Below are 20,868 nucleotides of genomic sequence, written 5' to 3'. Positions count from 1 at the left end.
GGGGAGACCGAACTGCATCGACAGGAGCCCTGTCGCCGCGGCTCATGGAGTGGTTTCCAACTCGCAATCAAACAGGCCCTTCCGGCTGAAATTGCGTGACAGCCCTTCCCGGCTGGTCTTAACTGGAAACGTGGCGTCCACGCCGACTCAGGCGGCGGCGCGTTTTCTGTTGGCGTTCATTTCATCGGTCGGAGGGACCGCTTCAAATGAAAATCCTTGTTATCGGCGCGGCCGGGATGATCGGCCGCAAGCTCGTCCATGCTTTGTGCGAGCGCGGGACGCTGAACGGCAGATCCATCGACGCGCTGGTGCTGGCGGATGTCGTGGCGCCGGAAAAACCTGATTTCGGCGGCGCAGTGGAGGCCATTGCGGCTGACCTTTCACAGCCGGGAACGGCCGAGCAGCTGATCGCTCGACGGCCGGACCTGATCTTCCATCTGGCGGCAATCGTCTCCGGCGAGGCGGAAGCGGACTTCGAGAAGGGCTACCGCGTCAATCTCGACGGCACACGCTTCCTGCTGGAAGCGATCCGGCTTGCCGAACAGCCCTATTGCCCGAAACTCGTCTTCACCTCCTCCATCGCGGTCTTCGGCGAGCCGCTGCCATCGATTATCGGCGATACACATCACCTGACGCCGCTGACGAGCTACGGCACGCAGAAGGCGATCGATGAACTGCTGCTGGCAGATTATTCCAGGCGCGGCTTCCTCGACGGCATCGGCATCCGCCTGCCGACCATCACCATCCGCCCCGGCAAGCCGAACCGGGCCGCCTCCGGTTTCTTCTCCAGCATTCTGCGCGAGCCGCTGATCGGCCAGGAGGCGGTGCTTCCGGTCGATGAAAGCGTTCGTCACTGGTTTGCAAGCCCGCGCGCGGCCATCCGCTTCCTGCTCAAGGCTGCCGAACTCGAGACAGTGCCGCTCGGACAGATCCGCACGCTGACCATGCCGGGGCTTGCCGCCACCGTCGGCGATGAGATCGAGGCGCTGAGGCGCGTTGCCGGCGAGAGCGCCGTGAGGCTGATCCGGCGCGAACCGGACGCTGGTATCGCCAAGATCATCGCCGGCTGGCCGCAGAGCTTCGATGCCAGCCGCGCCCTGTCGCTCGGCTTCACAGCCGAGACATCCTTTGACGACATTATCCGCGTCCATATCGAGGACGAATTGAACAACAGACTGCCGGAGCGCGCCTGACATGCTGCTTGGAGCCATTGCCGATGATTTCACCGGCGCCAGCGATCTTGCCAATACCCTTGCGCGCGGCGGCATGTCGACGATGCAGTTCGTCGGTCCCGGCCGCGGCAAGGTGAATTGCGAAGCGGGCGTCGTGGCGCTGAAGACACGCTCGGCGCCGGTCGAGGATGCGGTGTTGCAGTCGATGGATGCGGCGCGCTGGCTGCTGGACCAAGGCTGCGAGCAGATTTTCTTCAAATATTGCTCGACCTTCGATTCCACGCCCGAAGGCAATATCGGCCCGGTGGCCGAAGCCCTGCAGCGGCTGACGGGCGCCAATGTCACCGTCGTCTGCCCCGCCTTTCCGGCAACGGGCCGACGGGTGTTCATGGGCCACCTTTTCGTCAAGGACAAGCTGCTCAGCGAATCCGGCATGGAGAACCATCCGCTGACGCCGATGACCGATCCGGATATCCGCCGCTGGCTGCGGCTGCAGACGCGCGGCGGCGTCGGCAGCATCACGCTCGATACGGTGCGCGAAGGTTCTGGCGCCATCCGCAGCCGCCTGCGCGACGAGCTGACCGAGGGCAACCGCCTCGTCGTGGTCGACGCCATCGAGGATGCCGATCTCCTGACGATCGGCGAGGCGGTGGTCGATCATGAGCTGGTCACCGGCGGGTCCGGACTGGCGCAGGGGCTGGTGTGCAACTTCGCCAAGCGCGGCAAACTATTAGGCATTCCGGCCGAGGTACCCGCCGTCAGCGGGCCGGGCGTCATCCTCTGCGGCTCCTGTTCGCTTGACTCGCAGAACCAGGTCGCCTGCCATCTGCAGAACCATCCCGGTCTCTCGATCGATCCGGCGGCTATTGTGCGCGGCACGATGTCGATAGAGCATGCCGCCCGCTGGGTAGCCTCCAATGCGGACGACAATCCGATCGTCTATTCCACCACCTCGCCCGATGTCGTGAGCTTCGTGCAGCAGCGCTTCGGGCGCGAGGAATCGGCAAAGATCCTCGAGGATTTCTTCGGCGGCCTTGCCAAGCGGCTTGCCGATACCGGAACGCAGCAGATCGTCGTCGGCGGCGGGGAAACGTCAGGCGCCGTCGTCGAAGCGCTCGGCCTCAAGCAGATGATCATCGGTGCGGAGATCGATCCCGGCGTGCCGGTCCTCGTTTCCGAGCGCGGCCGGCCGATGCGGCCGATCGGCCTGGCGCTGAAGAGCGGCAATTTCGGCTCGCCCGACTTTTTCGCCAAGGCACTGGACAGGGTCGCCGGCCATGAATGAGGCAGCACTGCGGGAAAGCATCGTCCGCTGGGGAAAATCGCTTTTCGAGCGGGGGCTTACGGCCGGCTCTTCCGGCAATATCTCGGTGAAGACCGAGGACTTCTACCTCGCAACGCCGACCAATTCCTGCCTCGGCTTCCTCGATGCCAACAGGCTTTCGAAGCTCGACAGCGACGGCAAGCACCTCTCGGGCGATGCGCCGACCAAGGAATTGCCGCTGCATTTCTCCTTCTATGAGAAGCGGCCGCAGACGGGTGCCGTCGTGCACCTGCATTCCACCTATGCGACGGCGCTTTCCTGCCTTGCCGATACCGATCCGAAGGATGCCATTCCGCCGCTGACGCCCTATGTCGTCATGCGTGTCGGCAAGGTGCCCGTTGTGCCCTATACGCGGCCGGGCTCGGCGGATGTGAAGCCGCTGATTGCCGAAATCGCCGGTCAGCACAGTGCGGTGCTTCTCGAAAATCACGGGCCGATCGTATCGGCCGCCACGCTTGATTCTGCCGTCTTTGCCATCGAGGAGCTGGAAGAGGCGGCGAAGCTTTCGATCATCACCCGCGGCATGAAGGTGCGACAGCTGAATGGCGAGCAGATTGCCGACCTGGAGAAGCACTTCAAGCTGCGCTAGGCAACTTCAAGTAAAAGCGCCCGATGATCGGAAACCTCGGGCTGTTCGACAATTTCAAAGCGCTCCACCACGACCTCCGGCGTCACCAGCATATAATCGGCAAAGCGCCCCTCCTTCGGATAGAGCGAGGTGCGGGTATCGGTAAAGCCTCTGCCGGTGACGAGATCGTTGAGGCCGAGGCGGCCAAGCTTCTCGAAGGTGACGCTGTCAGGCAGCACATTGAAATCTCCACAGACGACGAGGCGTTCATCACCGGGCCAGACGCGTTCGATGAGTTCGACCAGTGCGTCGGCCTGGGCATGGCGGGCCGGAATGTCGCCCTTGCCTGCGGGATCGCGCAGGCCGTGAAGCTGGGCGATGGTGACGGAAAAGCCGCCGGAGTAGTCGAACAGGCGGATGCAATGGGCATTGCGGGATCGCGGATGCTCGCCCCAGTCATCGGCCGAAAAACGGCCATGGATAAAATCCGCCGCCTGGCCGATGACAGGATATGATTTACGCACGAAGGTGGCGATACCGAATTCGGTCGTGAAGACCGTCTCGCCGTCAAAGAGATCGCCCCGCGCAAAGGGGCAGAAGAAGCCGTCATGGTCAGGCAGAATGGCGGCGATTTCGTCGTAAAGATGGGCGCGTTGCGGCAGCACAGTGTTGCCGTCGCGATATTCCAGCCAGTCAGGCGCACCCGCAGCCGATCGCACCACCTCCTGCAGGCAGAAGATATCGGCCTCCGCGCCCGCAAGATAATCGATCAGCGGTGCGTGAATGCTGCCGCCCCAGACATTCAGTGAAATGATCCGCAAAGCCATGCGAGCTCCCTTTTCGGCGAAACTAGCAGATTCGCACAGGGAACAATGCCGGTCCTGCCCTGTTGTTCTCTGCGACAGTAAAGGAGAAATATCATGGCACTGAACAGTCCCAAGGATGGTGCGCCCGGCACCACAGATCAGTCGCCGCGCTGGGAAGGGCCGCAGGGCACGAAGCCAGCAGGCTATCTGCATGCGAAGGATGATCCGGAAAAGGCCCGCGATGCCCACGGCGAAAACCTCAACCATCCCAATGTGAAGAAGGTTTCCGACGCCATGAAGACCAAGGAAGATGATTAGGAAGACCCATGGCCAACCCGCAACGTTTCATAAAACCGGAAGCAGGTCCGCCCGCCGACACCGGCAACCAAGATTCACACGGGAAAGAGTCCGGCAAACCGCCGATCCTCAAGCCGGACGCCGGCAGCGACGGCAAACAGCCTATTCCGCTCATCAACCCCTCGGGCGGTGGCGCGGTGACGCGCTAGAGCCTTTCCTGGTTAGCTTGCAGCATTCTGTTGGCTCAAACGGAGTCGGATGGTCGACCGGCCGGCGCGCGTCGTAGCCCAGATCTACGGCCAAGCCGGCCGGTCGATCAGACGGCCCGTTTCAGCCAACCCCGCTGGTTTGCTAGCAAACCAGCCAGGGCCGGGCATCTTTGCGCCAGGATCAAAGGCGATCGGCTCGGACGTACCTGGGGTATGCCCGTCGCCAATCGCCTTTGCCCTGACACAAACCTGCTCCGGCAGAATGCTTCAAGCTAACCAGGAAAGGCTCTAGATCCCGTCAGCGATAGCCGGTGTCATCAGCCGGTTTGCCGGGCTCCTGCACCTCGGCAAGATAACGCCAGCAATCCGGCCGCGTGCCGTCGAGATCGGTGAAGCCGTAAGCCTCGGCCAATTGGAAGCTCGACAGCGACTGGCCGTTCCATCTGCTGCGGTCGGGATCGGCAGCGAGTGCGGCGACTGCCCGGCCGGTGAAACGCGGCGTTTCCGAGATAACAAAATGCGGCTGGACCTTTGTGCCATCCCGCCAATTTTCTTCCTTCACGCCATAGATCTCCAGCATCATTTCCGAGCGCATCCAGCCGGGCGAAAGCGAAACCGCGGTCGCGCCGTGCGGCGCGAGGTCCCTGGCATGCGCCCAGGCCATACGGTTCGTGCCCGTCTTGACGAGATCGTAGTAGGGGCAAAGCCGGTAATGGGTGGCGTTGTAATCCGCCGTACCGTCGGTCATCTCCACCAGCAGGCCGCCGGGCCGCTCGATCATCAGCGCCAGCGCGTAATGGGCGGTGATGAAATGCGTGTCGATCGCAAGCCGCAGCATGCGAAGACCCTTGTCGAGGGAGTGCTCCCAGACCGGTTTGTCCCACTCCGTCAGATGCTCGCCGCCCCAGATGTCGTTGACGAGAATATCCAGCCTGCCCTGCTCCGCACGAATGCGGGCAACCAGAGCTTCCACCTCACCCGGGACCAGATGATCCACCTGCATGGCGATGCCGCGACCGCCAGCCGCACTCACCAGTTCGGCTGTTTCCTCGATGGTTTCCGGCCGGCCATATTCGGATTGCTGCGCGCGGGTCGTGCGGCCGGTCACATAGACAGTCGCGCCTGCCGCGCCCAGCTCCACCGCGATGCCGCGACCGGCGCCGCGCGTTCCGCCAGCGACAAGTGCAACCTTTCCCTTCAAGTCCGCTGTCATTTCGCTCTCCTCCCCGCTAGAAACAATCGGCGGCCTAGCCGGCCCCCTTGTATATAAACGAATGTTCGTTCATAAATCTGTTGAACGCAAGAGGAAATTTCATGCCGCGTCCGCGCACGCTTTCCGATGAACGGCTGCTATCGATGGTTCTCGATGTGATCCAATCCAAGGGGCCGGATGCAGCGACCTTTGCAGCAGTCTCGAAGGCGAGCGGCCTCTCGGGCTCGACACTGGTGCAGCGTTTTGCCACCAAGGCCGGCATGCTGCGCGCCGCCCTGCTCCATGCCTGGGACAGGCTGGATGCGGAAACGGCGCGGCTCGCCGAAGCCATGCCGAAGACGGCAGATGGGGCGATCGCCTTGCTGACCGGCCTTTCCCGAGACTATGGCGACAACCCCGCCTCCTACGCGGAAGGCCTGCTCCTGCTGCGCGAGGATTTCCGCGATTCGATGTTGCGCGCCCGGGGCGCTGCCTGGGGCGCGGCGCTGACGGCAGCGCTTGCCGAGCGTTTCGAGGGACAGAGACAAGCGCAGACCATTGCCCGGCTGATGCTGTCGCAATGGCAGGGATCGCTTCTCTGGTGGGGCTTTTCCTCCGAGGGCGCAGTCGCCGACTACGTGGAGCGGGAACTGCGGCTCTTTCTTGCCGCCCTCGAGCCCAAATTAATCTAGGGTCTCCTGCGAGTTCTTATCGTTTGCGGAGGGGCAAAGAGGCGGGCTATCGACCATGTACCGGCCATGTCGCCGGGCGCACGTGAAGGAAACGCTCGTGAATATGAAACACTGCCTTATCGCCCTCGTTTTGTCGGCGAGCCCGCTTCATGCAGCCGACATGACGGACAAGGCGTTCCAGGAGATCGCAAACCGCATTTTTCAGCCGGTGATCAAGGCCTACGATATTCCGGGGCTCGCCGTCGGCGTTTCGATCAACAGCTCCGAATTCTACTACACTCACGGTGAAGCTTCGCGCGAGACGAAGGCACCCGTCACCAGCGACACGATCTTCGAGCTTGGCTCCGTCAGCAAAATTTTTAATGTCACGCTCGCAGCACTTGGAGAACAGCGCGGCCTGTTGTCGATGGAACAACCCGTCTCGACCTATCTGCCGGAGCTCAAGGGGAGCGCCTTCGACCGGGTCACGCTCGTCAACCTCGCTACCCACACCTCGGGCGGCCTGCCGCTGCAGGTGCCGAACAGTGTAACTGATGATGCCGAGTTGATGACCTATCTGAAGGCCTGGAAGCCGGCCTACAAGGCAGGCACCATGCGCTCCTATTCCAATGTCAGCATCGGCCTTCTCGGGCGCATCGCCGGAGAGCGTTTCGGCGGGAGCTACAGGCAGGCGGCCGAAGGCCAGCTGTTTCCCGCCCTCGGCCTCAAGAGCACCTTCATCTCGGTTCCGCCTGAGGCCATGGACCGCTACGCCTTCGGTTATGCCAAGGACAATCGTCCCGTCCGCGTCGGCCCAGGCGTCCTCGATGACGAGGCTTACGGCGTCAAATCCACGGCTCGCGACATGGTCCATCTGCTCGCGCTGAATTTGAAGCCGGATGCTCTGGCGCCCGAGTTCAAGGCGGCGATCGAGAAGACACATACGGGCTATTTCGATACGGCCTATTACACGCAGGACATGGTCTGGGAGCAATATGCCTGGCCGGTCGCGCTCAAGCGGCTTGTCGACGGCAACTCGGCCAAGATGAGTTTGGAAAGCCAGCCGGTCAAACAGCGGGCGAAGCCGCTTGCGCCGCAGACATCAGTGCTGATGAACAAGACCGGATCGACGAACGGCTTCGGCGCTTATGTCGTGCTGGTGCCGAAGGCGCATATCGGGCTGACGATGCTGGCAAATCGGAACTATCCGAATACCGCACGCGTCGAAGCAGGCCTGAAGCTCATCCAGGCACTCGAGGCATACGCCGCGAAATAGCCGCCACGTCGGCCGGTCGCAGCAGCGGTTGCGGCCGGCCGACGTTAGCGGTGGCGATACCCTATCCATTCGTGTCAGAGGACAGAACTTCTTCATCCGTGATATAGGGTCGAATGCCCCAACCAGGATGCAATGCATGTCATGGACCATGCTGGAAGATCCGCTGTATCAGTTTATCGCTCTCGTTCTGCTCAGCGCCGTGGCACGGTTCATCTTCGGACGAAACCCGACCTTCCGGCTGATCGCCAATTTCGTCTTCTTTGCACTGCTGACGCTGCTGCTCGTTGAGAACGAGATTGCGCCCTACACGTCAGACATGGGCCAAGCGACGGATCTTTTCCGGCGCATTTTCGTCGGGGTCGCCAAGGCGGTCTGGTGGATCGGCGGGGCGATGGTGCTGACAAGCTCGGTGCGGCTCTTCCTGATCTTCGAGCGCAAGCCGCGCGAGGCGCGTCTGCTGCAGGACCTTATTGTCGCCATCATCTATGTCGGCGCAGCACTTTCAGTCGTCGCCTATGTCTTCGGCGCGCCCGTTGCCACGCTGATCGCCACCTCGGGCGTCTTCGCCATCGTGCTCGGCCTTGCGCTGCAGAGCACGCTGAACGACGTCTTCTCGGGCATCGCGCTCAATCTCGGCCGGCATTACAGCGTCGGCGACTGGATCGTCCTCGATGACGGCGTGCAGGGCCGCGTGGTGGAGACGAACTGGCGCTCCACCCACCTTTTGAACGGCACGAACGACCTCGTCATCGTGCCCAACAGCGCTCTTGCCAAGGCGCGGCTGACGAATCTGACGAGTCCTGAAGAAGCCCATGGCGTCTCGCTGAAGATCCGGGTCGTGCCCTCAAGCCCGCCGGCGACCATCGAAGAGACGATGCGCACGGTGCTGCTCAGCAGCAACGCCATCCTGAAATCCCCAGCCCCCGTCGTCAGCATCACGGGGCTGGACGGCAACGCTATCGAATTCGAACTCTCCTTCCGCGTCTCCGGACTGGGTGAGGCGACCGCTGCCAGGAACGAGGTTTACGATCTTGTCTATCGCCATACCAAGGCGGCAGGCCTGCAGCTTGCCGCACCCGCGGGTTCGCCGGCAATTCCCGTTGCCGATCCGCAGGAAGAAGCCGGAAAACATCCGAACTCGGCCTGGCGCCTGCTCAATGCCATCCCGCTTTTCTCGACGCTGACGGAAGACGAGAAGGAGTCGCTCGCCGCTGACATGAAGCGGCTGAACTTCCGCAAGGACGCCCTGATTGCGACGCAGGATACGTCGCTGACTTCCCTGATGATCGTGCGGCGCGGCGTTGCCATCGTCGAGCGGCACGAGGGCAGCGAGATCATCGAGCTTGCCAGAATTGCGCCGGGCGACCTGTTCGGGGAACGCGGCGTGCTGATGGGCGCGCTGGAGCCGGCCAATATCCGCGCGCTCACATCGGTCGTGGTCTACGAGATCGCCAAGGACCACCTCGCCGCGATCATGCAGGAGCGGCCAGCACTTGCCGAAGAGCTGGGTCTGCTGCTGTCTCGCCGGATCGAATCCGAGAAGCATCATTTCAGCGCAGGCGTGTCGGCCGAAGCCAGCCATCCAACCACACTGACGACACGCATCCGGCATCTCTTCCAGATCCCTCACAACACCTGGCAGTGACGATCAGCTAGCCTTTTCCTCGGCTTTTTCGGAGTCGTCACCGACCGTCAGCGGCCAGTCGACGACATAGTCCTCGAAATCGTCGATATCGACATCGTTTTCGCTGACGGTGCGGCCGCGAGCCGAGATGCCGGCAGCGTGGACGGTTTCCGGATCCCCCGAGACGAGTGGGTGCCACCAGTAGAGATCGCGCCCCTCGTTGACGAGGCGATAGCCGCAGGTGGGCGGCAGCCATTCGATCTCGGAAACGTTCTCCTTGGTGAGCTGAATGCAATCGGGCACGAAATCCCAGCGGTTCGGATAGCTGGAGCAGCGACAGCTCTCGCTGTCGAGCAGCTTGCAGCGGATCGAGGTGAAATAGACGTCGCCGCTATCCCATTCCTCGATCTTGTTGAGGCAACAGAGGCCGCAGCCGTCGCAGAGGCTTTCCCACTCCTCTTCATTCATTTCGGCAAGCGTCTTGCGCTTCCAGAAGGGCAGATCGTTCATCGTTCGTTTCTTGCAACAGCCGCCCGCAAATTCGCGTGACGACCGTTCAACTCTCTTGTTCTTGTGCGCAAAATCAACCAATTATTCAACATGCTCCGGCTATCCGGAGAGTTGCGGCCCCTTTCAGGCCCCGCTCCGGCGTCCGGGTTTTGACGGCCGCCGAGCGCGATCAGGCGGGAATACAGGACGTGCAGGATCCGGACAACCCACATAATGGGCCAAATAATGCGCCAGATGAGCCCGAAAACGGGCAAGGCAAGAAGCAGCCGTCGAAAAACCGGCATCTGTTGCTGCGCATCGATTCATGGATCGACTCGACCATCTGGAACGCCGGCTTCCGCGCCGCTGAAATCTGGGAAGACACCACCATCTTCTTCCGCCGCTTCCGTGTTCGCGGCTGGAAGCGCATGGTCTTCGAACTTGCCGGCGAAGGGCTGACACTTGGCGCCGTCGGCATGGTGCTGATGCTGGCGCTCGCTCAACCGGCTTTCGAGGCTACCAAGGAAGACTGGCGCAACCGCGGTGATTTCGCCGTCACCTTCCTCGACCGCTATGGCAATGTCATCGGCCATCGCGGCGTGATCCATCAGAATTCCGTGCCGATCGACGAGCTGCCGGATTCGCTGATCAAATCCGTCCTCGCGACCGAAGACCGGCGCTTCTTCGACCATTTCGGCATCGACGTCGTCGGCCTCTTCCGCGCCATGGTCACCAATGCCCAGGCCGGCGAAGTCGTCCAGGGCGGTTCGACCCTGACGCAGCAGCTCGCCAAGAACCTGTTCCTTTCCAACGAGCGGTCGATCGACCGCAAGATCACCGAAGCGTTCCTCGCCTTCTGGCTGGAAGCGAACCTTTCCAAGAAAGAGATCCTCGCCACCTATCTGGACCGCGCCTATATGGGCGGCGGCACATTCGGAGCCGCGGCTGCGGCGCAATTCTATTTCGGCAAGAACATCACCGACGTGAATCTGGCCGAATCCGCCATGCTCGCCGGCCTCTTCAAGGCACCGGCAAAATATGCCCCGCATGTGAACCTGCCGGCGGCACGTGCCCGCGCCAACGAGGTGCTGACCAACCTCGTCCAGAGCGGGCTGATGACCGAGGGACAGGTGATCGCCGCGCGGCGCAATCCCGCAACCGTCGTCGACCGCAACGAGGTGGAATCGCCTGACTTCTTCCTCGACTGGGCCTTCGACGAGGTGCAGCGCCTGTCGCCGCGCTTCCACCAGCGCTCGCTGATCGTGCGCACCACGATCGACATGGGCATCCAGCAGGCGGCAGACGATTCCATCGAGACGTCGCTGCGCGAATATGGCGAGGCCTATCACGCCAAGCAGGGCGCGATGGTGATGATCGAGAATGGCGGTGCCGTGCGCGCCATGGTCGGCGGGCGCGACTATGGCGAGAGCCAGTTCAATCGCGCCACTAGGGCGCTGCGCCAGCCGGGCTCATCCTTCAAAGTCTATACCTATTCAGTGGCCATGGAGAGCGGGATGACGCCGAAGACGACGATCATCGACGCGCCGATCTCCTGGGGCAACTGGAGCCCGCACAATTACGCAAACCGCTATGCCGGCCGCATCACGCTGGAAACCGCCGTTGCTCAATCGATCAATACCATTCCGGTGCGCCTTGCCAAGGAAAAGCTCGGCATTCAGCCGATCCGCGCCATGGCCAAGGCCATGGGTGTGGAAACGCCGATCCGCGACGACGTAACAATCCCCATCGGCACTTCGGAAGTGACTGTGCTCGATCAGGCGACCGCCTATGCGGTTTTCCCGGCCGGCGGCTACCAGTCGCGTCGCCATGGCATCACGCAGATCCTCGATTACGGTGGCGACATTCTCTACGACTTCGACCGTGACGAACCGCCCGCCAAGCGCGTGCTTTCCGAACAGGCCGACAGCTACATGAACCAGATGCTGTCGCGGGTGCCTTATGTGGGTACGGCGCGCAAGGCGGCCCTCGACAACGGCGTCGTCACCGCCGGCAAGACGGGCACGACACAGGCCTATCGCGACGCCTGGTTCGTGGGCTTTACCGGCAACTACACCTGCGCCGTCTGGTTCGGCAACGACGACTATACGTCGACCAACAACATGACCGGCGGCTCGTTGCCCGCCATGACCTTCAAACGCGCGATGGATTATGCCCATCAGGGAGTGACGCTGCGCCCCATTCCCGGCATCGAAAACCCGCTGCCATCCGAACAGGATATCGCCAAGGCGCAGGCCAACAAGCCGAAGGATGGCGCGCCGACCCTCGTCCGCCCGCGCATGCTCTCGGTGCAATCGACCGACATTCTCAAGGGCATCGGCGAAAAGCTGAAGGATGCTGCACCACTCGAGGCGCAGAAGGTCGCGAGCGCGCAGTGATGCTTTCTTATTTTGGCAAACCGGCATAGCTGGTTTGCCAAGACATGGGGGACACATCGCCCCATGGCATTCCACCCTGCCAGAATCAGTGGTAACCCTTTCAACTGATTTGATCTTCAAGGGCGCAAGGTGTTTCGGTTTCCCCTTTTCATCCTGATCACGCTGATCGTCGCCTTCGGCGGCGGTATCATGATTTCGCTTTACGCGCTGGATGCAACGCAGGGGTTCGGAGCGATCAGGCTCGGCGCCTGGGAGGCTTTTCCGGAGTTGCAGACTGTCGATGCGGACCCCTATGCGAAGTCGCATCGGGCGCGTGCCGGCAAGCTGCTCTACGGCAGCGCCGAAGGCCTGACCTTTACCGCGGCTGTGGATGACGACGGGGCGCGGCTCAATGCCGCCTGCCATTACCGCATCATCGGTCAGACGCCGCCGGCGCGCCTTTGGACGCTGTTTACTGCCGACAATGCCGGTAATCCGGCCTCGCTGCAGCCAGGCCTGCCGGCCGCGCTGAATTCATGGACCGTGCTGCGCCGGCCGGACAGCAGCTTCACCATCGACATTGCAACCCGTGCTGTGCCCGGCAACTGGCTGGCACTGCCACAGGCCGGCACGTTCCGGCTGGTGTTGACCCTGTTCGACACGCCGACGGCCGGCAGTTCCGGCGTGATCGACCTTTCGATGCCGAAGCTCACCAAGATCGGGTGCGGCAATGCTTAGGGTGTTCTTCGCCGTCATAACCGGGCTTTTCGGCGCAGCACTTCTGCATCTCGTCATCATTCTCGCGCTGCCGCACTTTACCGGCCGCGATGCGGCGACGCGCGTGGAGGCGGAAGGCGATCCGAACAATTTCTACCTGCTGACCAACCGCTATGACGAGGCCGGGCTCGCCAACGGCGATCCCTTCGTGCGCACCGCCGTCTGCTCCTTCGATGTGAGCGAGGCACCGGTGCATTTCACCGCCAAGGGCAATGTGCCCTTCTGGTCGATCGCGATCTACGACAGCGCCTCCAACGAGGTCTTCAGCATGAATGACCGCACCTCCGTCGGCGGCGCGCTTGACGTGATCACAGCCAGCCCGATCCAACTGACCGATCTGCGCAAGAACCTGCCACAGGAATTACAGCAGACGATCCTGGTGGAGATGGCGCATTCCGAGGGCTACGCCGTGCTGCGCACGCTGGCGCCGCAGGCAAGCTTCGACGAAGCTGCGCGAGCCTTCCTGACAGAAGCGGGCTGCGACGAACTCGACGCCCGCTAGGTGTTTCAATTGAAATCGCGAAGTAAAAGCCACATCCCCGAAAGGAGGGGGGAGGCGTGGGCCAAGCCTGTAAACCGGAGATTAGACAGCCGTTTGATTCGTCGCAAGCGTCGATGGGCGTTTCGGCCTAAATGCAGCGTCTGGAAATAACCTTAGAGTGTCATTTCGCCCTCAGCCGGAACCGACCTCTCCCGCTTCATCAGGCCCGCTGTCGTCGCGGATCACAGGAACGCCCCAATGAATGCCTTTGGTTACCTCCGGCTGCGCGACGACGGGCGCAGCTCGTGGGCGAGGTCGTTCAGTATTCGGGACACCTATCGGCTCTCCTACATCCGCGGGCCTGAAGGACGTCTCATCGGCCTCGCGCAAGAACTCAACTGAGCGCACCGGCGGTAAGTCGCACCGCCGCCAAGTTTGAACGAAGGTTGGCAGCACCCAACGAAAACGAAAAATCCCCATAGACCGGGAACCGCGCTTTCCATCCCGCGGGTTCTTTCCCTGGAGGCCTTCGGACGCCGACCCGGGCCAGCCCAAGACTTGGAGAGCCGGCATCCGAAACCCTTCACAGAAGCGGTCGGCGGCATAGGCAGCTGCGCGCGCTTACGATGAGGCAGGCCTGGTGGTGCGTGTCAATCGGACATTGCGCGGCATCAATGCAGGCCGATCACTCCGTACTCTTGAAGAGCTTCTACGATGCCATGGAAAATGAGCCCCCCGCCCATCGTCGCGACGAAGAAACCGACGATCCGAGTAACCGCATCAATCCCCATAGGGCCTACTCGGCCGATGACCTTTTCGGCATAAGCCAGGCACAGGTATGTCACCAGCATTGTCGCCAGGATAGCCCCCCCGATGGCGAGAAACGAGGCCAGTTCAAGCCGGGAGCCTTTTACAAGCGACGTCATGCCAATGATGGTTGCGATTGCACCGGGGCCGAACATAATCGGCATGGCGAGCGGCACAAAAGCGATATCGCCGTTTTGCCCTTCGGCTGCCGTTGTCGATCCGCCCGGAGGAGAGCCCGAAAACAACTGAAAGCCTATCCGGAGCAGAATGATCCCGCCGACGACACGAACCATGCTCAAGGAGATCCCAAATACTCTAAGTATAAATGTACCAAAAATAAGGAAGAAGAACATGAGGAGAGCCGCGTATATACATGAGCGGCGTGCAATGTCTCGATGCTGTTCCGAACTCTCACCTTTCAGTAGATTAATAAATACAGGTAATGCTTCCAGCGGGTTTATGATCGCCAACAATGTAGAAAAAGTACTGACAAACAATGTCAAAACCTGTTGCATGACCGCTTTGCCTCCAATTTCACGCACAAAGGCTATAAACTTAGCGAATGGCCTGTGGCAGGGCTATCAGGACGCAGAACGATATCGGCCCCTCAGCGGAGCGACGATCCTACGCATCAATAAGACCAGCGGAGTGAAGCCGCTTTCAGAGAGTACCTTCAAAGACTGCCCGATCGCTTGGCCCCTGCCGCTCAACGGGTCGGAAAGAGGAACGTCAACTGTGCGCGCAACTGCCAATCAGGGCCGGTGTCATCCGGCTTAACTATGTTGTAATAGGCGGATACCTGCGCATTGACCGGCTGATGACCTATCTCGAAGATGCGTCCGATGCCGCCGCCGGCCGGGACAGTCCAGCGATTGTCCCCAGCGGCCTCCCAGTTGGCGGTGATGACGGGGCTCGTCGTCAGGTACCAGCCGTTAGCGAGGTTGTAATTCAGAAACGGCTGGAACGTCAGGGCATTGACGTCGGAACGGTCGTCGTCTCCCGCAAAAGACCACAGATTTATGGCCAGAAAGCCCGTCGTTATTTTGAGTGGCTTGACACTCAAGAAGGTGACGAATCCAGGGCCGGCCGACCACTTTCCCGTTCCAAGGAGATTGTTGGTGGCAGTCGGGATTTGAAAGACCGGCCCAGCGCCCCAAACCAAGCTTACATCCGGAGCCAACTCCACGGGCTTGCTCGGCGAAAAGAAGAATTCCGGTGTGAGGTCTCCAAGACCAAAGTGGCTATTGCCAATGTCATCGCCAAATACCCTCTCAGCTTCCTGAAGCTCCTCTCCGGCGAGGAAGGGCTCCTGGTAGATTACTGGCAGGATCGGGCGAATGATCAGATTCCAGTCATCATTGAGGCGAACCGGAAAAACCGGCTGAATATTAAGAACGTTCTGAGTGTTGTCGGTGTTGCCGAGGCCAAAGTTGGTTTCATTCTGAAACGGTAGGCTGATCATATTGGCTATCGGGTTTTGTGCAGCCTCGCGTAAATCCTCTTGAGCACAGGCTGTCGAAACGTGGAACGCCAGCGCGGCTGCGGGAACCGCCATTCGAATCGCATTGCGCATCATCAATTGTCCCCCTAGGCAACGCCCAAGCTTTCGCCATCGCTAATATAGCATCTCCGTTGCTTCGTAGGTTGAATAATGCGGCTACGCAACCAAAGTCCTCGATGCCTGTTGCCAGTCGGCAACAGGCTGTCCCGCAACCGCGTCGACGGCACCATAATTACCGTATCGCCGTCAAGGAGCGCGCCCGCACCGGAACGCTCCTATCATGGGGAAGAATGACGATTCCCGCCCCGAGAAAACATCTGCGCACGACGGATATCTGAACCGCCATCGCGCTAGCGTGGCGGGATACGGATAGTAGCCGCACTGGTCGTAGCGGCCGTTGTAGTAGTAGGGGTATCCATAAGACCGCGCCGCAGTTCCAATAGCCAGTCCGGCGGCCACTGCCGGCGTACCGGCATACCAGGCACCATGGTAGACTGGGGCATGCCAGTAGTTGCCGCTGTGCCAGGCGTAGGTATTTCCTGTCCGGTCGTCGTGGTACACATGCTCGTTCCCGACACGCGCATAGCTCCCAGTGAAGTCTCCCCGGCCAAAATCGCGACCACCAAAGTCTCCACCGCCGAAATCGCGGCCGCCAAAACCGTCGCCACCAAAGCCGCCACCTCCGAAGCCGCCGCCACGGTCGATGAAAAGTGCGGCAGGTCCGCTGGACCCACTAAAGCATGTCGCGCAAAAGTGTGCAGCGATTTTGCGATAACGACATGCGTAAAACAAAGGCCTAAAGCGTGGCAAGCGGATCTGAAAGATCGTAACAACACGCCTTAAAGTTGTTTCCGTGATTTACTTGTTCTTGACGCGTGGCGCGGGATGCGCCGGTTTCTTGTCAGGGGTTTCGACGATCCGCTCGTAACGGACGCCGGTGAACCAGAGGATCTTTGCTTCACGGGGCTCCTTGCCCGTGCGGCGCGGCGCCTCACGCAACCGGTCCGCCAATGCGACTACAATTGCCATTCTCGTCTCCATGCACTGCCCGAGACGGATGAACTTGCGATGGATTTCACCCTGCCCGCCATGCCGCGGGCCAGCGCGTCCTCAAGCGCCGGATGAACCGGACCGAGGGCATTCGCGCCTTTCTCACGGCACTTGATCGAAATACCGTGATGCTGCGGAGCTTCCACGATCCATATTCCCAAATCGCGTCGTTCCTGTCCGAATTGAGACACACGACCGTTAACAGATTACTAATATTCAGCCACTGCTTTAGGCAGTCTGCTTGGCAGTGAGATAACGCGCAGAATGGTTGTTTGGTTTCAGCCGAGGAAAAGAAAAGACAGGCTGAAAACCGGTCGATAAAATTAGAAACAATTCATATAGTTAACGGCTCTTCGCCGCTGAAGCGGCAACTGCGCCGGAGGTGTTGCAAATATGCGTCACGAAAATATTAATTGCGGTGGGGGTCGGCGGGTGTATTCTGCCCTCGTCGGCCAAAAGTTCTAAGGCGATGGCCGCTTGGGAGATTATACGTGCTCTTGCTGTCATACGGAGAGCAACCCATGCCCTTTCTGTATAACTCCGCATTCACTTCAGAAGATTTGGACGTGCTGCGCGGTGCGCTGGATGCCTGGTGCGCGGAAAAGCATATCGACATCAGAAGCGTCGAAGCGCAGTTGGCTGCTTCGACGGCACTCGACCTTTACCACTCGGGTCATGACAATCACGACAAACTGCTGTCGGCACTTAGAGGCCGCAAGAGCCGCTAGATTATTTGCCGGCTATTTATCCACACGTTTAAAAACTGGAAATCGCCCCACGTCCGGGGCGATTGATTTTATTTTGCTGGCTCATCAAATTGCAACACGCGAAACGTGTATATTTCTGTTGCATTTTAATAGAATCTTCAGCATGCATTAACCGTGCCGGTGTAGGATTTGTTCATAACCATATGGTCCGACGTGCGTCCCGCCAGCGCTTGTCGGCCCACGGTTTCCCGCTTGTTCTGCGTTTTCAGGGTGCTCTTGTGCGTGACCGGTTTCGAGACCTAGAAGGCCCCATGGCCATCAGGAAGAAGGACGTGGTGTTGATGGCGACTGTCAGCAGTTTCGAGAACCTGTCACATCCGACACGCTCCGAACTGCGCCAGTTTGCCGAACTCTTCATGCCGCTTTTCCAGGCCTCCTCCGAAGAAGCGAGGCGGCAGGCCGTTGCAGCCCTTTCCCAATGCGAGAACATGCCGGCGGCCGTTGCGCTCTTCATCGGCAATCAGCCGATCGAGATCGCAGCCCCCTTCCTCACCTCCTCCAAGGCAATCGATGACGACACGCTGATCACGATCGCCCGCACCCAAGGTGCTGCGCATGTGAAGGCGATCGTCAGCCGCGATGCCCTGTCGCCTGATGTCATCGATGCGCTGGTGGCACTGCGCCAGGCCGAGCCGCGCCCGTTCGCCACCGCACCTGTCGAGCAGCCCGCCATGCCGCTTTCGCCGATGCCTGCTGCGCCGGAAGCAGACCAGGAGGAAGCACAGCGTCTTGCCAATGAAGAGGCGCTGCGCGAGCGCATCCGCAGCCTTGCCGGCCATCTCGGCCGCAATGATCAGGACCGGCTCGGCCTGCGCTCGCTGTCCGATATTCAGGAGGCGCTGCTGGTGCGCTTTGCGCGCTCGCGGGAAGCCATGCATTTCGCCACCGCACTTGCCGATGCCCTGTCGGCCAGCCGCTGGCTTGCGGAGCGCATCATGCTCGACCTCTCGGGACAGCAGCTCGCCACGACGCTGACGAGCCTCGGCATGGGCTTCCTCGATTCCGTCTTCGTGCTGGAGAAGCTCTATCCGCATCTTGCCGAAGTCCCGCACAATGTCAGCCGCGCCTTCCTCGTTCTCGATGCGCTGGACCCGGAAGAATGTCATGCCCGCGTGGAAACGTGGCGTCGCGCCGACCGCTACACCTATAATCCGCAAGCGCCGGCAGCAGCCCAGCCGGCGCCTGTCGCACAGGCACAGGCTCCCGCCTACCGCTTCATCCGGCAGGCGCCGGTGCGCGATCTCAAGAGCGTCAGCCGGGCACGCTAACCGCCGGTTCGGCATGTCCTTCGCGCAACTAAAGCACGTCGCGATCTCCAAGATTCGCTCGCCGTGCTTTAGATCTTTGTTTTTACGCGTGTCGTTATCGCAAAACCGCGCACACTTTTGCGCGACACGCTTTATCTTGCAGGCAACGCCAACCGGCGGGTCATACCGACCATTTCCAGAAACACCTCATCGTGGCTGACGATCAGCAAGGCGCCGTCATAGGCCCTGAGGCCGGCTTCGACGGCGGCGATGGAATCGATGTCGAGGTGGTTGGTCGGCTCATCGAGGATCAGCAGCGCCGGCGGTGTTGCGCCGCCGAGAACGCAGGCAAGGCCGGCGCGCAGAAGCTGGCCGCCCGACAGCGTCGAGACGACCTGCAGCGCCGCATCGGCCCGGAACATGAACCGGGCGAGTGCTGCGCGGCAGGCATTCTCATCCGATTGCGGGTTCAGCCGCCGGAAATTGTCACGGATCGACGTCGCGGGATCGAGCAGGCTGACGCGCTGGTCGAGCATGGAGAAAGAGGTGAGGACGCGGACCGTTCCTTCCCATGGTTGGAGATCATCTGAAATCAGCGCCAACAATGTCGTCTTGCCCGAGCCGTTCGGGCCGGTGACGGCAATGCGTTCGGGACCAGTGATATCGAAGGACAGTTTGCGGATGATCGGTTCGCCCGCCTCGTAGCCGGCGGTGACCGCATCGATCTTCAGCACCGATCTGCCGGGCGGCAGGCCGGTCGAGGGCAGCTTGACGGAGAGCGGCTGCAGGATCTCGATACGCTTGCGCGCCTCCTCGGCATCCGCAAGCGCCTGGGCGCGGCGGCGCTCGGCAAGGCGGGCATTCTCGCCGCTGGTATTTTCCGCCTGGCGTTTCAGGCCGCCGGCAATGATCCGCGGCATGTCGCCCCTGGCGGCCTTCTTCTTTCCGGCGCTGTCCTTGCGGGCCTTGCGCTCGGCCGTTTCCTGTGTGCTGCGGGCGACCTCCGCCACGCGTTTCCTGGCATCGGCAAGATCGTGCTCGGCGGCGGCCAGTTCCAGCGCCTTGCGGGCACGGTAATCACTCCAGTTTCCGCCATAACGCGTGGCGCCAAGCGTGGTCAGCTCGACGATGGCGTCCATCGTTTCCAGCAGTTCGCGATCATGGCTGACGACGAGCGCGCCGTGGCGCCAGTTGCCGAGAAGCGAGATCACTGCCTCGCGGCCGTCGCGGTCCAGATTGTTGGTCGGTTCGTCGAGAATAAGGAAATCCGGCTCCTCGAAGATCAGGGCGGCGAGTGCTGCACGGGTGCGCTGGCCACCGGACAGCGCTGCCAGCGGCGTCTGCGGGTCCGCAGCAAGGCCTGATCGTTCCAGGGCTGCATCGATGCGTGCTTCGAGCGTCCAGTCGGCGACAGCAAGTTCGTCGGCACTTGCGTCGCCGCTTTCGGCACGGCGGAGGACGGAGAGAGCTTCGGTCGCGCCGAAGAGATCGGCGACGGTCTCATCCGGCCCGACCTGCACGCTCTGGCGCAGGATGCCGATGGTACCCGATACAGCGATGGAGCCGGTCTGCGGCTGCAGCTCGCCTGCAACCAGCTTCAAAAGCGTGGTCTTGCCGACGCCGTTGCGGCCGACGAGGCCGGTGCGCTCGGCGTTGAAACTCAGATCGATATTGGAGAAAAGCGGCCGGCCGTCAGGCGTGGACCACGAAAGATTGGAAAGCGTCATGGATGCAGGCATGGAAATCCCCGATGGCAAGGCGAATTGGCGTTGCGATCAGGTTCATATCCATTGAGCACACATCCTGTTGGTATTGCGGATGGCGGTAAACTAGGTGGAAAATGGCATAAATTCAAGGCAGGCCGTCAGCCGGCCATCGGCACGAGCGCCGAAACCTCGTCCGCTTCCAGTTCGACGATCCAGAGATCGGGGTCGAACTTGCGCTCGCGGTCCAGCATCTCCCGCACCCTGTCCGGCTCGGCGCGTTCGAGCCTGATTTCGAACAGGCGGTCGCCGCTGCTCTCCTCGTCGAAGAAGCTCTGCGGGGCGGGCGCGTAGAGGGTTTCGAGACCGTCGCGGAAGCGCTGGCGGATGAAAATGGCACCGGCCTCCTCCGCGCCCTTCTTCTCCACGGCAGCAAAACCGCCCGCAGAGAAAACCCTGCGGACGAGAGCGGAAACATAGATATCGGCGCGCAATCTCATGGGTGCGGTATAGACTGCGCGGCAGATGGCGG

At 61.2% G+C, this 20,868-nt stretch carries 22 protein-coding genes and 1 pseudogene; 15 read left to right on the top strand and 8 right to left on the bottom strand.

Translation table 11 applies throughout. The features are described from left to right. Positions 1-206 precede the first annotated feature (206 nt). Genes denD through FHT82_RS26745 form a run of 3 tightly spaced genes read left to right on the top strand, consistent with a single transcriptional unit; the run spans position 207 to position 3,085 of the window. The gene (gene denD, locus FHT82_RS26755; RefSeq protein WP_183735723.1) at positions 207-1,193 is read left to right on the top strand and encodes a D-erythronate dehydrogenase; all 987 of its coding nucleotides are present in this window, start codon (positions 207-209) and stop codon (positions 1,191-1,193) included. Between the two features lies 1 nt (position 1,194). Next, positions 1,195-2,457: a 3-oxo-tetronate kinase gene (gene otnK / locus FHT82_RS26750; protein WP_183735722.1), complete on the top strand. Its 1,263-nt coding sequence runs from the start codon at positions 1,195-1,197 to the stop codon at positions 2,455-2,457. Then, positions 2,450-3,085, top strand: a complete 636-nt coding sequence (locus FHT82_RS26745) for an aldolase (RefSeq protein ID WP_183735721.1) — start codon at positions 2,450-2,452, stop codon at positions 3,083-3,085. Before otnK ends, FHT82_RS26745 begins: the two co-directional genes overlap by 8 nt. Here FHT82_RS26745 and FHT82_RS26740 read toward each other — a convergent pair. Then, positions 3,082-3,891, bottom strand: coding sequence for an endonuclease/exonuclease/phosphatase family protein (locus tag FHT82_RS26740; protein WP_183735720.1), 810 nt, complete (start codon positions 3,889-3,891; stop codon positions 3,082-3,084). The genes FHT82_RS26745 and FHT82_RS26740 overlap by 4 nt on opposite strands. A 93-nt stretch (positions 3,892-3,984) precedes the next feature. On the opposite strand from FHT82_RS26740, the gene FHT82_RS26735 reads away from it, so the two are divergent. The 3 genes and pseudogenes from FHT82_RS26735 (at position 3,985) to FHT82_RS30720 (ending at position 4,652) form a co-directional block, all read left to right on the top strand. After that, the gene (locus tag FHT82_RS26735) at positions 3,985-4,188 is read left to right on the top strand and encodes a hypothetical protein (RefSeq protein WP_183735719.1); all 204 of its coding nucleotides are present in this window, start codon (positions 3,985-3,987) and stop codon (positions 4,186-4,188) included. Between the two features lie 8 nt (positions 4,189-4,196). Continuing rightward, entirely contained in the window at positions 4,197-4,376 is a 180-nt protein-coding gene (locus FHT82_RS26730) for a hypothetical protein (RefSeq protein ID WP_183735718.1), read from the top strand. A 49-nt stretch (positions 4,377-4,425) separates the two neighbouring features. Beyond that, positions 4,426-4,652: pseudogene (locus tag FHT82_RS30720) on the top strand (hypothetical protein). Between the two features lie 22 nt (positions 4,653-4,674). On the opposite strand, the gene FHT82_RS26725 reads toward FHT82_RS30720, so the two are convergent. After that, entirely contained in the window at positions 4,675-5,589 is a 915-nt protein-coding gene (locus FHT82_RS26725) for an SDR family oxidoreductase (protein WP_183735717.1), read from the bottom strand. 101 nt (positions 5,590-5,690) lie between these two features. Between FHT82_RS26725 and FHT82_RS26720 the strand changes: the two genes are divergently transcribed. The 3 genes from FHT82_RS26720 to FHT82_RS26710 all read left to right on the top strand — a co-directional run bounded on the left by FHT82_RS26720 (position 5,691) and on the right by FHT82_RS26710 (position 9,160). After that, on the top strand, positions 5,691-6,260 hold the full coding sequence (locus tag FHT82_RS26720) for a TetR family transcriptional regulator (protein WP_183735716.1): 570 nt from the start codon (positions 5,691-5,693) through the stop codon (positions 6,258-6,260). Between the two features lie 103 nt (positions 6,261-6,363). Beyond that, a complete protein-coding gene (gene ampC, locus FHT82_RS26715; protein WP_183735773.1) occupies positions 6,364-7,515 on the top strand; it encodes a class C beta-lactamase in 1,152 nt (383 codons plus the stop codon). Between the two features lie 136 nt (positions 7,516-7,651). Beyond that, positions 7,652-9,160, top strand: coding sequence for a mechanosensitive ion channel family protein (locus tag FHT82_RS26710; RefSeq protein ID WP_183735715.1), 1,509 nt, complete (start codon positions 7,652-7,654; stop codon positions 9,158-9,160). A 3-nt stretch (positions 9,161-9,163) separates the two neighbouring features. On the opposite strand, the gene FHT82_RS26705 is transcribed toward FHT82_RS26710, so the two are convergent. Then, the gene (locus FHT82_RS26705) at positions 9,164-9,649 is read right to left on the bottom strand and encodes a YcgN family cysteine cluster protein (RefSeq protein ID WP_183735714.1); all 486 of its coding nucleotides are present in this window, start codon (positions 9,647-9,649) and stop codon (positions 9,164-9,166) included. Between the two features lie 188 nt (positions 9,650-9,837). Here FHT82_RS26705 and FHT82_RS26700 point away from each other — a divergent pair, with 188 nt between their 5' ends. From FHT82_RS26700 to FHT82_RS26690, 3 genes are all read left to right on the top strand, one after another. Beyond that, entirely contained in the window at positions 9,838-12,024 is a 2,187-nt protein-coding gene (locus FHT82_RS26700) for a transglycosylase domain-containing protein (RefSeq protein WP_183735713.1), read from the top strand. 129 nt (positions 12,025-12,153) lie between these two features. Beyond that, positions 12,154-12,741, top strand: a complete 588-nt coding sequence (locus FHT82_RS26695) for a DUF1214 domain-containing protein (RefSeq protein ID WP_183735712.1) — start codon at positions 12,154-12,156, stop codon at positions 12,739-12,741. Beyond that, positions 12,734-13,282 (top strand): DUF1254 domain-containing protein, encoded by a 549-nt coding sequence (locus tag FHT82_RS26690; RefSeq protein ID WP_183735711.1) that lies wholly within the window; start codon positions 12,734-12,736, stop codon positions 13,280-13,282. The genes FHT82_RS26695 and FHT82_RS26690 overlap by 8 nt, the downstream gene beginning before the upstream one ends. Before the next feature lie 650 nt (positions 13,283-13,932). Here the strand turns inward: FHT82_RS26690 and FHT82_RS26685 are convergent. Beyond that, positions 13,933-14,583 carry a MarC family protein gene (locus FHT82_RS26685; RefSeq protein WP_183735710.1) on the bottom strand — a complete coding sequence of 217 codons (651 nt, stop codon included), beginning with the start codon at positions 14,581-14,583 and terminating at the stop codon, positions 13,933-13,935. Between the two features lie 191 nt (positions 14,584-14,774). Next, a complete protein-coding gene (locus FHT82_RS26680; RefSeq protein ID WP_210276913.1) occupies positions 14,775-15,644 on the bottom strand; it encodes a transporter in 870 nt (289 codons plus the stop codon). Positions 15,645-16,070: 426 nt separating this feature from the next. Here FHT82_RS26680 and FHT82_RS30715 point away from each other — a divergent pair, with 426 nt between their 5' ends. Next, positions 16,071-16,412 (top strand): hypothetical protein, encoded by a 342-nt coding sequence (locus tag FHT82_RS30715; RefSeq protein WP_183735709.1) that lies wholly within the window; start codon positions 16,071-16,073, stop codon positions 16,410-16,412. A 15-nt stretch (positions 16,413-16,427) separates the two neighbouring features. Here the strand turns inward: FHT82_RS30715 and FHT82_RS26670 are convergent, their stop codons facing one another. Continuing rightward, positions 16,428-16,598: a hypothetical protein gene (locus FHT82_RS26670; protein WP_183735708.1), complete on the bottom strand. Its 171-nt coding sequence runs from the start codon at positions 16,596-16,598 to the stop codon at positions 16,428-16,430. Between the two features lie 542 nt (positions 16,599-17,140). Here FHT82_RS26670 and FHT82_RS26665 point away from each other — a divergent pair. Next, a complete protein-coding gene (locus FHT82_RS26665; RefSeq protein WP_183735707.1) occupies positions 17,141-17,347 on the top strand; it encodes a hypothetical protein in 207 nt (68 codons plus the stop codon). Between the two features lie 257 nt (positions 17,348-17,604). Beyond that, positions 17,605-18,654 carry a DUF2336 domain-containing protein gene (locus tag FHT82_RS26660; protein ID WP_183735706.1) on the top strand — a complete coding sequence of 350 codons (1,050 nt, stop codon included), beginning with the start codon at positions 17,605-17,607 and terminating at the stop codon, positions 18,652-18,654. A gap of 131 nt (positions 18,655-18,785) precedes the next feature. On the opposite strand, the gene FHT82_RS26655 is transcribed toward FHT82_RS26660, so the two are convergent. Further along, positions 18,786-20,372, bottom strand: a complete 1,587-nt coding sequence (locus FHT82_RS26655; protein WP_183735705.1) for an ABC-F family ATP-binding cassette domain-containing protein — start codon at positions 20,370-20,372, stop codon at positions 18,786-18,788. Between the two features lie 125 nt (positions 20,373-20,497). Further along, a complete protein-coding gene (locus FHT82_RS26650; RefSeq protein WP_183735704.1) occupies positions 20,498-20,836 on the bottom strand; it encodes a DUF1491 family protein in 339 nt (112 codons plus the stop codon). Positions 20,837-20,868: the final 32 nt, after the last annotated feature.

The sequence above is a fragment of the Rhizobium sp. BK275 genome (genome assembly GCF_014193555.1).
GTDB lineage: Bacteria > Pseudomonadota > Alphaproteobacteria > Rhizobiales > Rhizobiaceae > Rhizobium.
The sequence above is the reverse complement of the archived record's forward strand: the minus strand, read 5'-3'. Positions and strand labels throughout refer to the sequence as shown.